This window comes from Alcanivorax quisquiliarum, from assembly GCF_023051175.1.
In the GTDB taxonomy this organism is placed as follows: domain Bacteria; phylum Pseudomonadota; class Gammaproteobacteria; order Pseudomonadales; family Alcanivoracaceae; genus Isoalcanivorax; species Isoalcanivorax quisquiliarum.
This window is the reverse complement of sequence record NZ_JALKII010000001.1, coordinates 391,706-406,080: the sequence shown is the minus strand read 5'-3', so window position 1 is coordinate 406,080 and position 14,375 is coordinate 391,706. Positions and strand designations below refer to the sequence as shown.

Annotated in this window: 14 protein-coding genes; 9 read left to right on the top strand and 5 right to left on the bottom strand. The window is 62.2% G+C overall.

Annotation, left to right across the window (positions count from 1 at the left end; all coding sequences use genetic code 11):
- Window positions 1-21 precede the first annotated feature (21 nt).
- The gene (gene gloB, locus MU846_RS01875; protein WP_246947675.1) at window positions 22-798 is read right to left on the bottom strand and encodes a hydroxyacylglutathione hydrolase; all 777 of its coding nucleotides are present in this window, start codon (window positions 796-798) and stop codon (window positions 22-24) included.
- 348 nt (window positions 799-1,146) lie between these two features.
- Here gloB and MU846_RS01870 point away from each other — a divergent pair, with 348 nt between their 5' ends.
- The 9 genes from MU846_RS01870 (at window position 1,147) to MU846_RS01830 (ending at window position 10,010) form a co-directional block, all read left to right on the top strand.
- A complete protein-coding gene (locus tag MU846_RS01870; RefSeq protein WP_246947674.1) occupies window positions 1,147-1,929 on the top strand; it encodes a class I SAM-dependent methyltransferase in 783 nt (260 codons plus the stop codon).
- Between the two features lie 81 nt (window positions 1,930-2,010).
- The gene (gene rnhA / locus MU846_RS01865; protein WP_246948272.1) at window positions 2,011-2,463 is read left to right on the top strand and encodes a ribonuclease HI; all 453 of its coding nucleotides are present in this window, start codon (window positions 2,011-2,013) and stop codon (window positions 2,461-2,463) included.
- On the top strand, window positions 2,460-3,224 hold the full coding sequence (gene dnaQ, locus MU846_RS01860; protein ID WP_246947673.1) for a DNA polymerase III subunit epsilon: 765 nt from the start codon (window positions 2,460-2,462) through the stop codon (window positions 3,222-3,224). The genes rnhA and dnaQ overlap by 4 nt, the downstream gene beginning before the upstream one ends.
- A gap of 220 nt (window positions 3,225-3,444) precedes the next feature.
- Window positions 3,445-5,139: a FimL-related protein gene (locus MU846_RS01855; RefSeq protein ID WP_246947671.1), complete on the top strand. Its 1,695-nt coding sequence runs from the start codon at window positions 3,445-3,447 to the stop codon at window positions 5,137-5,139.
- A gap of 28 nt (window positions 5,140-5,167) precedes the next feature.
- A complete protein-coding gene (nudC, locus tag MU846_RS01850) occupies window positions 5,168-6,028 on the top strand; it encodes an NAD(+) diphosphatase (protein ID WP_246947668.1) in 861 nt (286 codons plus the stop codon).
- Complete coding sequence (locus tag MU846_RS01845) at window positions 6,028-6,660, top strand: hypothetical protein (protein WP_246947667.1); 633 nt, start codon at window positions 6,028-6,030, stop codon at window positions 6,658-6,660. Before nudC ends, MU846_RS01845 begins: the two co-directional genes overlap by 1 nt.
- A gap of 87 nt (window positions 6,661-6,747) precedes the next feature.
- Window positions 6,748-7,803, top strand: coding sequence for a protease SohB (gene sohB / locus MU846_RS01840; protein ID WP_246947666.1), 1,056 nt, complete (start codon window positions 6,748-6,750; stop codon window positions 7,801-7,803).
- A 226-nt stretch (window positions 7,804-8,029) separates the two neighbouring features.
- Window positions 8,030-9,025: a YhdH/YhfP family quinone oxidoreductase gene (locus MU846_RS01835; protein ID WP_246947665.1), complete on the top strand. Its 996-nt coding sequence runs from the start codon at window positions 8,030-8,032 to the stop codon at window positions 9,023-9,025.
- 22 nt (window positions 9,026-9,047) lie between these two features.
- On the top strand, window positions 9,048-10,010 hold the full coding sequence (locus MU846_RS01830) for a zinc transporter ZntB (protein ID WP_246947664.1): 963 nt from the start codon (window positions 9,048-9,050) through the stop codon (window positions 10,008-10,010).
- Between the two features lie 489 nt (window positions 10,011-10,499).
- Here the strand turns inward: MU846_RS01830 and MU846_RS01825 are convergent, their stop codons facing one another.
- The 4 genes from MU846_RS01825 to MU846_RS01810 form a co-directional block, all read right to left on the bottom strand.
- Window positions 10,500-10,997, bottom strand: coding sequence for a DUF934 domain-containing protein (locus MU846_RS01825; RefSeq protein ID WP_246947662.1), 498 nt, complete (start codon window positions 10,995-10,997; stop codon window positions 10,500-10,502).
- Window positions 10,981-12,642: a nitrite/sulfite reductase gene (locus tag MU846_RS01820; RefSeq protein WP_246947660.1), complete on the bottom strand. Its 1,662-nt coding sequence runs from the start codon at window positions 12,640-12,642 to the stop codon at window positions 10,981-10,983. The genes MU846_RS01825 and MU846_RS01820 overlap by 17 nt, the downstream gene beginning before the upstream one ends.
- A gap of 125 nt (window positions 12,643-12,767) precedes the next feature.
- The gene (locus tag MU846_RS01815) at window positions 12,768-13,004 is read right to left on the bottom strand and encodes a DUF2970 domain-containing protein (RefSeq protein WP_246947658.1); all 237 of its coding nucleotides are present in this window, start codon (window positions 13,002-13,004) and stop codon (window positions 12,768-12,770) included.
- Between the two features lie 16 nt (window positions 13,005-13,020).
- Window positions 13,021-14,346, bottom strand: coding sequence for an MATE family efflux transporter (locus MU846_RS01810; RefSeq protein WP_246947656.1), 1,326 nt, complete (start codon window positions 14,344-14,346; stop codon window positions 13,021-13,023).
- Window positions 14,347-14,375: the final 29 nt, after the last annotated feature.

The window sequence follows — 14,375 nt, the reverse complement described above, 5'->3', positions numbered from 1 at the left end:
GCCGGGCCCGCTCTGGTCAATTCAGAACGTATCTTTCCAGCTGCGCAGCGCGCCGAAAACATCGGTTCGCGATGGCAGTGTCGCGCCCGCATGTGCGTTTACGGCCGCTTGAAGCGGTGCCTCGTCAACACGCAGGAACGGATTGCTGCGGCGTTCATCTGCAAGCACCACCGGAAGCGTCGGCTGGCCGGCTTCCCGTATCGCTGTCATCTCGGCCACGCGCTGGAGCACGGCCTCGTCCTCTGGCGTCACCGCCTGGGCGAAGGCGAGATTGCTCAAGGTGTATTCGTGCGCGCAGCACACCAGTGTTTCGTCTGGCAAGGCGGACAGGCGATCCAGTGAGGCCAGCATTTGTGCGGCGGTGCCCTCGAACAGCCGGCCACAGCCTGCCGCGAACAACGTATCGCCACAAAACAGCAGCGGCGGTTCGTGATCGGCTGCAAAAAAGACAATGTGGCCCAGCGTGTGGCCCGGCACATGCATGACTTCAAATTCGATGGCCGGCGCGTCCAGGCGCAGCCGATCGCCATCTCGCACACTGTGTGTGCGGCCGGGGATGCTTTCATCGGCCGGGCCGTAAACCGGGACCGGGTGGCGAGCCAGCAGGCTCTGGATGCCGCCGACATGGTCGGGATGGTGATGGGTCACCAGTATGGCCGTCAGGGTCAGGCCGCGCTCGGCGAGCGCCTGCTCCACAGGCGCCGCATCGCCCGGATCAACCACCAGTGCGTGGCCGGCGTCATCGGCAAGCAGCCAGATGTAATTGTCGGAAAATGCGGGTACAGGGTGCAGTTGCATCAAACGTCTCTGATTTCGGTGTCGGTTCGGCGGCTGCGCCGGGCAGCGGCCGCATAACGTGTACGCAGGCGGCTCGGTTTGAACATTCATCCATCAGCTCGCCTTGCACAGCGGGCGTGCCGCTGAGTCCGATCGAGGCCTGCCGCAGCCACTCAGGAAGGACAATAGTACCGACAACCGGTTCCATTAGCTGCCCGCGTCGCGCTGGCTGGCCACTTGTTCCGCACATGCTTTAGACTGAATGCGGCATGTTAGAGCCTGCCGACGCTGCTGTCATGGCCTTGGCGGGCGCAAAAGCCGGATGCCACCGGTGATGAATTCATAGGCGGCGAGACTGAGAGGTGGCGAATGGGCATACCCCGATTGACCCGGGCGCCGTTTCGACGGCAGCCGCCGGAAACCGGTACGGCGTTCAGCCAGTGGCTGCAAACACCGCTCGGTGCGGCATTGCTGGCGGCAGAGCAGCGCGTGCTCGCTGAAGCGTTGCCTCGCTTGCCCGGCCTGCGTGCATTGCAATGCTGTGTCGGCGCACCGGAGCCTATGCTGGAGGCCAGCGTCGCTTCCCTGCGCTGGACGCTTGGCGGGGCTGCAGGCGTGAACATACAGGCGCGCCCCTCGCAGTTGCCGCTGGCGCGTGAATGCCTGGATCTGGTGCTGCTGCACCATACACTCGATTTCGAAGATGACCCACATCTGGTGTTGGGCCAGGCAGCGCGTGCGCTGCGGCCGGGCGGCAGCCTGGTGGTGGTAGGTTTTCAGCCGCTGGGGCTGTGGGGGCTGGCCAGATTGCTGCGGCTGAATAGCCGCCAGGTGCCCTGGATCGGCCGCTTCATCCGCCCGCATCGCATCAGCGACTGGCTGCATGTGCTGGCCTGCGAGGTGGAAGGCTCCGAAGGCGGTTTGTACGGCCTGCCGTTGGCCGGCGGTGCTCACAAGCCGCGCTGGCTGGAGGCGCTGGGCAGCCGGTTCTGGCCCCAGCACGGCGCTTTCTATGTGCTCGTTGCGCGCAAGCGGGCGTTGATGGTACGGCCGCTACGGCCGCGTTTTTCCTTGCCGCAGGCTGCGCCCAATGTGGTGCCGGTATCCATGGCGCGCTGGCAACAGCGGCAGGAGACGGATGCGAGCGAGTGATGGGGCGAGAAGGAAGGTAAAAGCGAGCAGGAAGGTAAAAGAGGGTGCAATGCTGTACACGAAAATGGGGATAACTCTTTGTTGAAGCACGTGGAAATCTACACCGACGGCGCCTGCCGCGGGAACCCCGGTCCCGGCGGCTGGGGGGTACTGCTGCGCCGTGGCACCGTTATCCGGGAAATGCACGGCGGGGCAGCCTTGACCACTAACAATCAGATGGAACTGATGGCGGCCATCCAGGGCCTGGAGGCATTGAAAGAGCCGTGTCAGGTGACGCTATATACGGATTCGAAATACGTGCTCGATGGCATCACCCGCTGGATTCACGGCTGGAAACGTAACGGCTGGCGCACGGCAAGCAAGGCAGCCGTCAAGAATGCGGAGCTGTGGCAGCGCCTGGATCAGGCCACCGCCCGGCATCAGGTGCAATGGAAATGGGTCAAAGGGCACAGCGGCGACCCGGATAACGAGCGGGCTGATCAGCTGGCCAACCAGGGTATTGATGAAATGCAGGCAGGGGCAGCCACGTCATGAGCAGGCAGATTGTACTGGATACCGAAACGACGGGCCTTGAGCCATCCGAGGGGCACCGCATCATCGAGATCGGCTGTGTCGAGATGGTCGGCCGCCGGTTGACCGGCAATAACCTGCATATCTACCTGAACCCCGAGCGAGATATCGATGAAGGCGCGTTGCAGGTGCACGGCATCACTCGCGAGTTTCTGGCGGACAAGCCGGTGTTTGCAGCGGCGGCAGACGATTTCCTGCGTTTCGTCGAGGGCGCAGAGCTGATTATCCATAACGCACCGTTCGACCTCGGCTTCCTCAACCACGAATTGCAGATGCTGGGCATCGAGCGGCTGATGGAGCAGCGCTGCACGATCATCGACACGCTGCAACTGGCCCGCGCACGGCACCCCGGCCAGAAAAACAACCTTGATGCGCTGTGTCGCCGTTACGGCATCGACAACTTCAATCGCGAGCTGCACGGCGCGCTGCTGGATTCGCAGATTCTGGCAGAAGTGTATCTGATCATGACCGGCGGCCAGGCGCGCCTGTCGCTGGATGGTCAGGATAGCGGCAGCGGCAACGAGGCCACAGCGGAACCGGTTCGGCGGCTGCCGGCCCAGCGCCCTGCGTTGCGGGTAGTGGCCGCCAGTGCGGAGGAATTAGCCGCCCATGACGCAAAGCTGGCGCGCATTGCCGCCGCCAGCGGGCAGCCGGCGCTGTGGCAAAGAAGTGCGGAGGCGGCTGACGGTGCTGAGGATGTAGAGGAATCCTCGGCGGAGGGCTGATCGGCGGCTGTGGCGTGGTTATCAAATTGTCGTTGATTCAGTTGTTTACAGATGAAAGTTGACGCATTGTTGATGACTGCTGGTTGGCCGGCGCGATGCGATGCGCCGGGCAGCAACTTAATTTATAACGGACAGCCCACCCTGTCCGCTGGTGGGGAAATGACGGCTCGGGCGAGCCGCCATGGTCGGCGGGCAGTAGCAAGGTAGGACTGGAGAGCCCATGGTCGCAATCACCAATACCACCTCTCTGACGTTTCTCAAGGACGAACTCGACAGCACGCTCAGCCAGGCTGAAGCCGCGCTGGAGGCGTTCGTTGACGAACCGTCGCGCAATGCGGAGCTGCAAGCCTGTAGCGAGGCGTTTCGTCAGGTGCGCGGCATTTGCCAGATGCTGGAGCTGCCGGCCGCGGCACTGATGGCGGAAGAAATGGAGCTGGTGGCCGGAACAATTTTGCGAAGCGTTGCGCCGGAGCGACTGATCGGCACGCTTGGCAACAGCATCGTGTTGCTCGGCCGTTATCTTGAGTATGTGCAGCTGAAGAATGTGGCGTTGCCGGAGTTGCTGGTGGGCGGCATCAACGAACTGCGGCGTGCCGCGGGCAAATCGCTGATTCCCGAAAGCCACTTTTTCCGTGTTGATGTGACGCGCGAGCGGCAGCCACCCGCGCCAGCAGGATCGGCGCCCCGCGCCGAGATACAGGCGCGCTGCCGGCGGCTGCGGCATATGTATCAGGTGGGGCTGCTGGGCGTGTTGCGCGGCGACAGCCGCACCAGCCTGAAACTGGTCGCCAGGGCGCTGGGGCGCATTGATCGCCTGTGCGGCAATGCACCGCTGGGCCGTCTCTGGTGGGTGGCGCGGGGCGCTGTCGAGGCGATGATCAGCGACGAGATGAAACTGACGCCCGCACGCAAGCATCTGTTGTCGCAATTTGATCGGCAGATCAAGCGGCTGGTGTATGAGGGCGAGCGTGCACTGGACAGCGACGCGCCTTTGCTGCTGATCAAGGATTCCGTGTACATCGTCTCGTTGTGCCAGCACGATCAGGGGCTGGTCGGCGAGATCAAGCGGGCGTTTGCTGTCAGTGCCCGCTTCAGTGATGCAGCGTTGCAGGATGAGCTATCGCTCATGAGCGGTGCCGGCGGTTCTGTCATTCGCACCGTCGCGGTTGCCATGAAAGAAGAACTCTCCAGCATCAAGAATGCACTCGATCTTGCCGCTCAGGGGGCCGCAGACACCGATTACTGCGAGCTTGCGGACACTCTGGCGCGGTTGGCCGGCACATTGATCATGATCGGGCAAAACAGGGAATCGACACAGATCCGCAGCCGCGCCGAGCAAGTGCGCAACTGGCGTGCTGGGGCCATCGACCCGGAGGGCATGGATTTTCAGGGGCTGGTGGATGATCTGCTGATGGTGGAAAACGCCGTCGCGACGCTGGAGCGGCGGTTTGCCCCGGTGGACGACATTAATCGCGAGGTACGCAACACCCGCATTTCCCTGTATCAGCTGGACGAGGCCCGGATGACGGTGGTGGGCGAGTGCCGCGCCGGGATGTCGCTGACGAAACGGTCACTGACCTCCTTTATCGACAGCCAAGGCGATCGCATGCACTTGAGCAACGTACCGGCGGTGCTGACAGGGGTGGCGGGCGGCCTGATGTTCCTGGAGCTTGATCGCGCCCGTGCAGTGCTGGAAGGCTGCCGGCACTTTATCGAACAGCAGTTGCTGGCGGAAGGAAGTGGCGCGCCAGTGCTGGAGCAAATGGAAACGTTGGCCGACGCCATCACCAGTATCGATTACTATCTGGAGAGTATGGAAGAACACAAGCCGATCGGTGATGCAGTGCTGGAAGTCGCAGAGATCAGTCTGGCGGAGCTGGGTTTCCCGGTCAGGCAGGCGGCGCAACCGGCTTGAGCACCACGGCGGAGCGATGAGGTAATCCGTGCCGACGTTTCAGTCTCTGCAGAGCGAATTCGAGCTCCTGGCCAGCCCGCCGGCCCGGTTGGAAGGCGAGGCAATCTGGTTTGCCTTTCATGATGGGCAGATGATGGTGTCCGACGACCCGGCGCTGCCATTGCTGCCGCAGGCGGAAGATGCGCGCTGGCTGGGGCTGGATGGCCTGCCGACGCATTATCTCGGCCGGTTGCGTGGCCAGCACTGCTTTGCGGTATCGCTGGACAGCCCAGAGCGACTATTGCCGGGTTACCACCTCGCTGCACTGCGGCAGCTGCTCGGGCAGACGGACGAAGTCACCTTCGCCATGGCCGGGCGCGCTTCCCAGGTAGTGACCTGGCACCGCAACCACCAGTTCTGCTCCCGCTGTGGTGCGCCGGCGCATGGCCACGCCCACGACCGCGCCATGACCTGTTCCCAATGTGAATACACGGCTTACCCACGTATTTCCCCCTGCATCATTGCTCTGGTAACCCGTGGCGACGAAGCCCTGCTGGCGCGCGCGGCACGTTTCCCGGCGCGCTTTTTCAGTTGCCTGGCTGGCTTCATCGAGGCGGGCGAAAGTGCCGAGCAAGCGGTGCATAGAGAAGTATTCGAAGAAACCGGGCTCAAGCTCGGCACATTGCATTATTATGCGAGCCAGTCCTGGCCGTTCCCGCATGCGCTGATGCTCGGCTACCACGCCGATTACGCCGGCGGGGAAATCCAGGTGGATGGCGAAGAGATCGTCGAGGCGCATTGGTGGCATTACACCGATCTGCCACCGATCCCGCCAACCGGCAGTATCGCCAGGGCATTGATCGAGAGTTGGGTGCAGCGGCGCAGAGCGCTGGCCGAAGGGGGTGTGTAATGAGTTTTACCGGTGTGCCGATCGTGCTGATCGGCTTGAGCCTGCTGCTGGTCGGGCTGGGCGCCTGGCTGCTGTTGCGCCAGCAATGGCTGCTGCAATGGCTCAAGGGAAGCGCCGGGCTGCTGCTGGTGGCGCTGGCCGTGTGCAGCGCCCTGTATGCCATGAATCTGTACAGCTATCGGGAGCTCAAGCCTGATGCCCCGGTGGCCACGATCAGCTTTCGCCAGCTTGCACCACAGAGTTTTGTTGCCACAGTAGCGCTGCCGGACGGTGAGAGTCATGATTACGCCCTGAGTGGCGATTTATGGCAGCTGGATGTTCGGGTAGTGCACTGGAAAGGCTTGTTCGCACTGCTGGGCGCACGGCCGGGTTATCAGCTGGAGCGCATTCAGGGGCGCTACCTGGCGCTGGAGCACCAGCGTTCACGCGAGCGCGCCAGCCATGCCATACATCGCCCCTCATTGGGATTCGACCTGCGTGGCGAGCAGCACCGGTTGTTACTGGATACCGCGTTGCTCAGTGCCGCCTACCTGCCCATGGCGGACGGCGCGATTTTTCAGGTGGTGCCCGTGGCCGGTCAGCTGGAAGGGCGGCCGCTCAACGGGGTGGCAGAAAGCGCGATGCTGGAATGACTGCCCTGCCGGCTCGAGCGCGTTGTCGGATCAGGCGTGATACTGGAATAGCGGCTCGCCGCAATTGGAAGTAGCCAGGAGTTGTGAGTGATTGAGTTTTTAATGGAGTACGGTTTGTTTCTCGCCAAGGTCGCTACCCTCGTGGTAGCGATTCTGTTTGTGGTTGGCGGCATCGTCAGCAGCGCTGCCCGGCAACGGGGCTCGCGAGATCAGGATGGTGAAATCCGCGTGCGGCACCTCAACGGCGAATTTGATGCCTTGCGGGATGGCATTCGCGAAGCGGTGTTGTCGGAGCCGGAGCGCAAGGTATTGGCGAAACAGCAGCGCAAGGACGATAAAGCGCGTGCAAAAGCCGAAAAGAAGGCTGGCGCGGTGGCTGCCGAGCGCAAGACGCGGGTATTCGTGCTCGACTTCGATGGCGATATTCACGCGAGCGGTGTGGACGCACTGGCCGCTGAAATCAGCGCCTTGTTGCAGGTTGCTGACAAAAAAGATGAGGTGGTGCTGCGGCTGGAAAGCCCCGGCGGTCTGGTGCACAGCTACGGCCTTGCTGCTTCGCAGCTGCGGCGGATTCGTGCGGGCGGGCTGCGGCTGACGGTGTGCGTGGACCGGGTAGCCGCCAGCGGGGGTTACATGATGGCCTGCATCGCGGATCGCATCATTGCCGCGCCATTCGCGGTGATCGGCTCTATCGGCGTGGTTGCTCAGGTGCCGAATTTTCATCGCCTGCTGAAACGCAACGATGTCGATGTGGAGCTGCTTACCGCAGGCGAGTACAAGCGCACCCTCACGATGTTCGGAGAAAACACCGACCACGGCCGCGCCAAGTTTCAGGAAGAGCTGGAAGATACCCATCTTCTGTTCAAGGATTTTGTGCGCGAGAACCGGCGCTCGCTGGATATCGACCGGGTGGCTACGGGTGAGCACTGGTTTGGCAGCCGCGCAAAAGAGCTGGGCCTGGTGGACGATCTGCATACCAGCGACGATTACCTGCTGAGCCGCTGCCGGGATGCGGAGGTCTACGAAGTCACCTGGCACGCCCGGCAAAAGCTGGCCGAGCGCCTCGGGCTGTCGTTTGAAAGCGCCGTCATGCGCATTACCGAGCGCTGGTTTCATCGCGGCGGCCAGCGCTGGTGGCAGTGAGCTGACTGGCACGGTACTGAAACAGCCGGCACGCAGCTAGTGGCCTGCCTGGCTAGTTCAAGCAGTCAATTCCGGTGTCTGAGGCGTTGATGCTGCGGTGCTGCTCCTCGCCATAGCGCGCTATGACTCGTCGCAACGCCTTGCCTCAGAACCTCAGCCATCCGAACTTAAGGTAACCAACTAACCAGACAGGCCATCAGGTGGTAGCAGGCGAGGAGAGAAAACCATGACCGACACATTCGCTGCCTTGCAGACGCAATCGCACGCCGACACGTTCGTCACACGGCTGGTGCGCCGTTCGCTGGATCAGCTGCCCCCCGGAGAGGTGCTGATTCGGGTGCAGTGGTCATCGCTGAATTACAAGGACGCATTGTCTGCCACCGGCAACAAGGGGGTGACGCGTAACTATCCGCACACGCCGGGCATTGATGCGGCGGGCGTGGTGGTAACCGATACCAGCGGCCAGTTTGCGGCGGGCAGTGAAGTGCTGGTCACGGGCTACGACCTGGGCATGGATACCGCTGGCGGTTACGGCGAGTACATTCGCGTGCCGGCGGGCTGGGTGCTGCCGTTACCGGCAGGCATGACCACGCGTGAGGCAATGTTGTACGGCACCGCCGGGCTGACAGCCGGGTTGTGCGTTCAGGCATTGCTTGATGCCGGCGTAGCGCCGGGTAACGGCGATATTCTGGTGACCGGCGCCAGTGGCGGTGTGGGCGCGGTGGCGGTCGCCTTGCTGGCACATCTGGGCTTTACCGTCGTCGCCAGCAGCGGCAAGGCGGAGGCGGCTGAATGGCTGCGTGAGCTGGGCGCAAGCGAGGTGGTGGGGCGCGATGAAGTGCTGGCCGCCGCAGGCAGGCCGATTGGCAAGCCCCGCTGGGCCGGCGCCGTGGATACCCTGGGCGGCGAGCCGCTCGCCAGCGTTGTGAAAAGCACCGCTTACGGCGGCACTGTGGCCTGCTGCGGGCTGGCCGCATCAGCCGACCTGCCGCTGACGGTGTTGCCATTCATCTTGCGCAATGTGCGCCTCTTGGGTGTGGACAGCGTGGAACAACCGCTCGCCGCCAAAGCGGCGATCTGGCAGCGCCTGGCAGGCGATTGGCGTGTGCCGGTGCTGGCGCAGCTGTGTACGGCGGAGGTGGAGCTGGAGGCATTGCCACCCTGGTTCAGCACTATTCTGGCTGGTGGTGTGCGGGGCAGGGTACTGGTAAAGCTGGGCTGACACCGCTTGCGGGAGCCATCACATGAACGGATGTGTGCACGCTGTATTGCTCGATGGAAAAGGCGGCTCGAGAGCACTGAGCTGGCCCGAGGTACAGCAATGGCAAGCGGGAGACGGGCTGCTGTGGGTGCATCTGGATTACACCGACGAGAGCAGTGCGCAGTGGCTATATGGCCACCCGGACGTGCCGGCGCTGGTAGCGGACGCCTTGCTGGCGCAGGAGACACGCCCCCGCGTGACGGTGATGCAGCCTAACCTGCTGGTCTACCTGCGTGGCGTCAACCTCAATCCCGGCGCTGAGCCGGCGGACATGATTGCCATCCGCTTGTGGGTGACGCCGGAGCGCATCATCAGCACGCAGCGACGCTCGCTGCGTGCTGTGGCTGATTTGCTGGCCCGTGCCGAGCAGGGTGAAGCGCCCGCCAGCACCTATGGGCTGCTGGTGGAGCTGATCGATGTGCTGACCTGGAACATGGAAGACGTGGTCGATCAGGTGGAGGATCAGGTGTCCGATTACGAGACCGCCTCCATTGCCCGCCAGAGCCGGACCATGCTCGGCGAGTTTGCGCTGGTGCGGCGGCGGCTTACGCTATTACGCCGTTTTTTTGCGCCGCAGCGGGATGCGCTAGCGCGTTTATACGACCCCGGCAGCCCGCTGGCCGAGCGCGAACGGGCGCAGGTGCGCGAAGTGGCCGACCGGCTGCAACGGCTGCTGGAGGATCTGGACGTCGCCCGGGAGCACGTGTTGATTGCTCAGGAAGATCTGACCAGCCGCCTCGCCGATGTGCTTAACCAGCGCATGTACGTGCTGGCCATCGTGTCGATTGTATTTCTGCCGTTGAGCGTGCTGACCGGTTTGCTGGGCGTCAATCTCGCCGGTATTCCCGGTGCGGAATCTCCCTGGGGCTTTCCCGGCTTTGCCCTCGGGTTGGGCGCGCTGGGCCTGGTGATCGTGCTGGCGCTGAAACGCTGGAAGTGGTTGTGAGCGCAGTGAGGGCCATCGCGATGTCGAGAGCAGAGGGGCGCAGCGGGAAGCGCGGCAGGGCACGAAGGAAGTGCGGTAAGGAGTGCGTCAGGAAAGCGCGATGAGCAGACCAGGGCAAGCAACGTGTGGCAAGTAGAGCGCGGCAAGGGGCGTACGGCAAGGGACGCACGGCAAGAAAAGCGCTGTAGAAGACGGCAGTAGAAAAAAGCGCGACAGGATAGGAAGTGCAGTGACAGAGCGCGGCGAGAAGGCTGGAGACACGTTATCAAAACGTGATGGCGCACGCCTTTACCGAAAGGCTTGGTCGAAAGGATGATCGAAAGGCGGGGTCCGGCCGATTTCCCTGGCAAGGTTTTACTCCGCCATGCTGGCTCGCAGCAACCCGCTACCGCGCAAGGGCGTTGTCATGTTGTCACAGGGCTGCCTTCGCTCCGTGCAATGGGAAGCGAAGGCATTGTGCGTGCGGCGGGACGCCGGCGACGCTAGGTCTCAGCGCCGCCGATAGATCGGGCGGGGGTCTTTCACGTCGCCCTGATAGGTGACGGAAAACACTTTCAGCCCTTGCAGGGCATCATGAATATCGCGGTCGGCACGGATCTGGAAGGCATTGAAGCCCACCCGTTGCATATAGAACAATTGATCGCGCAGCACATCGCCTACGGCCCGGATTTCGCCTTCGTAGTGATAGCGTGTGCGCAGCTCCCGCGCATAGGAGTAACCGCGGCCATCGCGAAACGCGGGGAAATAAACGGCAACCAGAGGCAGGCCGGCAAGATCATCGGCGATCTCTGCCGGCTCGTCGCCGGGCGCCAGGCACACGGTGGTGCGGCCGCTGCGGGCGGCAATGGCCTCCCGCTGCGATTTCCATACGCTCAGCGGCACGATCAGATCACCGTCTGCGGGCAAGCCATCCTGTTCGATCTGTTCAGCGGTCAGGCGCACCCAGCCATCTTCGATGATGGCGCCATCCTTAATTATTGCTGGCATAGGCGCGCTCCTTGAAAGGCTCGATGCCGATACGCTCGTAGGTGTCGATGAACAGCTCATCCGGCCGGCGCTGCTCGACATAAAGGTCGATCAGACGGGCAATGACCGGCACCACGTCGTCGGTATCGAACGAGGGGCCCAGTTTTTCACCGATCTGTGTCACTTTGTCACCACGGCCGCCCAGAGTGATCTGATAATATTCTCGGCCTTTCTTGTCCACACCGAGAATGCCGATGTGGCCAATATGGTGATGTCCGCACGCGTTCATGCAGCCGGAGATATTGAGATCCAGCTCGCCCAGATCATGGAGATAATCCATGTCATCGAAATGGCGTTGAATCGCTTCCGCAATGGGAATCGACTTCGCGTTCGCCAGTGAGCAGAAATCACCACCGGGGCAGGCCACGATATCGGTCAGCAATTTGAAGTTCGGCGTTGCAAAGCCGAGCGCGTCCAGTGCCTGCCACAGCGAGAACAGCTGATCCTGACGTACATCACCGAGCACCATGTTCTGCTGGTGCGTGGTGCGCGCTTCGCCAAAGCTGTACTGGTCGGCAAGATCGGCCACGGCATCGAACTCGTCGTCGGTGATATCGCCCGGCGCACGGCCGGTTTTCTTCAAGGTCAGCGTAACAGCGGCGTAGCCCGGTTGGCGGTGGGCGCGCACGTTGGTGTGATACCAGCGATTGAATGCTTTGTTCGAGCCCAGCGCGTCGGTCAGTGCCGTTGGCTGATCAGTCGCCTTGGTGTCATACGGCGGCTCGCTGAAGAAGCCGCGCATCCGCTCGACTTCTTCTGCTGTCAGCGTCATCGGGCCGTCTTTCATTTCGGCAAATTCCGCTTCGGTCAGCTCACGGAATTTCTCCACACCCAGCGCTTTCACCAGCGTCTTGATGCGTGCCTTGTATTTGTTGTCCCGGTTGCCGTACTTGTTGTACACGCGCAGGATCGCTTCCAGGTACGAAAGCAGGTGCGGCCAGGCAACGAATTCGCCGATGACTTCGCCGATCATCGGCGTGCGGCCAAGGCCGCCGCCGGCAAGAATCGCAAAGCCGGTTTCGCCCTCACGATGGACAATCTGCACGCCGATATCGTGCACCCCGATCAGCGCCGGATCTTTGGCCGGTACCGCATTGACGGCGATCTTGAACTTGCGCGGCAGGTAGGCAAATTCCGGGTTGAAGGTGGCCCACTGCCGGATAATCTCGCACCAGGGGCGCGGATCTTCGATTTCGGCGGCGTCGATGCCGGCGAATTCATCCGTGGTCACGTTGCGAATGCAGTTGCCGCTGGTCTGAATCGCATGCATTTCGACTTCGGCCAGCTTGGCCAGGATATCCGGCACGTCTTCCAGCGCCGGCCAGTTGAACTGCACGTTCTGGCGGGTGGAAACGTGGCCGTAGCCCTTGTCCCAATGGCGTGCGATGTGGCCTAGCGTGCGCAGCTGTGTACTGTTGAGCATCCCGTAAGGCACCGAGACGCGCAGCATTGGCGCGTAGCGCTGGATATACAGGCCATTTTGCAGGCGCAGCGGCAGAAACTCTTCATCGGTCAGCTCGCCCGCGAGAAAGCGGCGAGTCTGGTCACGAAACTGCGCCACACGCTCGGTCAGAAGCTGGCGGTCATAATCCTGGTAAACGTACATGGCGGCGGGGTGTCACCCTAAGTCGTTCATTTAATAGGCCTTCCCGACTGCAGGAAGGCTCGGCACTCTAGCAAATAGAGGGGGGGCGGGGAAGTACTCAATTGCCATAAGGTTATAAGCAGGGGTTATTTCGCGGCGGCATCCAGCACCATATTGACCGCAATCAGTACACCGATCGTCAATGTCAGCACCAACACCACATAAACGATAATGTAGTCGCTCGCCTTGCCCTGATTGAAATCCCGTTCCCGGTTGTTCTTGCTTTGTACGCCGAACAGCCCCGCCAGAATACTCCAGATCACCTGGAAGATATTGGGCTGGCGTTCATTGACGACGTCTTGTGCGCTGCGTTCGTTACGCATGGTGTCTCCCGGATGATTACAATTCGATGCTGGCCCAGCGGCGTCGCTTCCAGAGCCACCCCAGCAGCGTCGAGGTCAGCAGCCTCTGCCCGGCCTGGAGGAGCCAGATGCCAAGCAGGCCGGCGCCGAGCACCGGGCCGATGATATAGGCAAGTGGCAAAAAGAAAAACCATTGTACGCACAGTGTCACCAGCATGACCGAACGGGCTGCGCCGGCACCCAGCAGGGCTTGGGTAAACACGATGGCGATGCCGTCCAGACAGATGGCCAGGCCGGTAATCATCAGCGGCAGGCGCCCGAGCTCGATCAGGGCGGGATCGTGCAGGAAAACACCCAGGATCAGATCCGGGGCAAGCCACATGGGCATGGCCATCAAGCCCAGCAGCGGGATGGCGAGGCGGGTGACATCCCAGCCCCAGCGATAGGCATCCTCTGCGTCACGCCGCCCGAGCGCCTGACCAACCAGCGAGGTGGCGGAGAGGCCCAGACCGATGGCGGGCAGGATCAGCAACAGAATCAAGGTGATAAGCACGTGGGCCACGGCCACCTCTGCCGTGCCGACACTGCCGATAATCCAGAACAACACCGTCAGGCCACCGGAGAACAACAGCTGTTGCAGTGAATTCGGGGCTGATACACGCACAATGCCAGCGAAGGTGCGGCGTGATGGCAGGCGTTGCAGAAAACCGTGCCGGCGCCCCTCGCGCCAGGTCTGGAAAAGATAAAGTGCGCTGCCCAGATACAGCGCTAGCGTGGTGCCAATGCCGGCGCCGGTGCTGCCGAGCGTCGGCAGGCCATAGGCCCCGTAGATCAGCCCGTAGCTGATCACCACGTTGAACACATGAACGCATACCAGGGTGCGCAGGTAGACACCGGAGCGGTTAATGCCATTCCAATAGCCGCGATAGCTGAAATTCATCGCCACCGCGAATACACCGCACACGCGTGCGATCAGGTAGGGCTCTGCCAACGCCTGCACAGCGGTGTCGCTATTGAGCAGCCGTACCAGATCACCCGCAAATGTGAGAAAAAACAGCAGCACGGGCAGGCAGATCAGCGCGCCGAGAATCAGGCCCGCGTTAAGCGGCTCGGCATATACTTCACTTAACCTCTCGCCCTTGCGCCGCGCCACCAGTGCCTGTACGCCAGCACCCAGGCCAAGTACAAGGCTGATGGCCATGAAGTTGGCGTAACCGCCGATACCTACCGCCGCCAGTGCAGCGCCGCCAAGGCTGCCGACCATGATCGCATCGACCAGATTGAGCAGGCTCTGGCTGGCCATGGCCGCCATGATCGGCAAGGCCAGAGATAAAATACGGCGGCTGCGTTCCAGATCGAGCACGATGGGGTCCAGGGCAAGGGGGGCGCAAT

What these genes read in the sequence shown, in the direction of transcription:
- dnaQ (WP_246947673.1), top strand. Translation starts at nt 2,460, where the DNA reads ATGAGCAGGCAGATTGTACTGGATACCGAAACGACGGGCCTTGAGCCA.
- MU846_RS01815 (WP_246947658.1), bottom strand. Translation starts at nt 13,004, where the DNA reads ATGCGTAACGAACGCAGCGCACAAGACGTCGTCAATGAACGCCAGCCC.
- MU846_RS01825 (WP_246947662.1), bottom strand. Translation starts at nt 10,997, where the DNA reads ATGCCAGCAATAATTAAGGATGGCGCCATCATCGAAGATGGCTGGGTG.
- MU846_RS01835 (WP_246947665.1), top strand. Translation starts at nt 8,030, where the DNA reads ATGACCGACACATTCGCTGCCTTGCAGACGCAATCGCACGCCGACACG.
- MU846_RS01820 (WP_246947660.1), bottom strand. Translation starts at nt 12,642, where the DNA reads ATGTACGTTTACCAGGATTATGACCGCCAGCTTCTGACCGAGCGTGTG.
- MU846_RS01845 (WP_246947667.1), top strand. Translation starts at nt 6,028, where the DNA reads ATGAGTTTTACCGGTGTGCCGATCGTGCTGATCGGCTTGAGCCTGCTG.
- MU846_RS01870 (WP_246947674.1), top strand. Translation starts at nt 1,147, where the DNA reads ATGGGCATACCCCGATTGACCCGGGCGCCGTTTCGACGGCAGCCGCCG.
- MU846_RS01855 (WP_246947671.1), top strand. Translation starts at nt 3,445, where the DNA reads ATGGTCGCAATCACCAATACCACCTCTCTGACGTTTCTCAAGGACGAA.
- gloB (WP_246947675.1), bottom strand. Translation starts at nt 798, where the DNA reads ATGCAACTGCACCCTGTACCCGCATTTTCCGACAATTACATCTGGCTG.
- MU846_RS01830 (WP_246947664.1), top strand. Translation starts at nt 9,048, where the DNA reads ATGAACGGATGTGTGCACGCTGTATTGCTCGATGGAAAAGGCGGCTCG.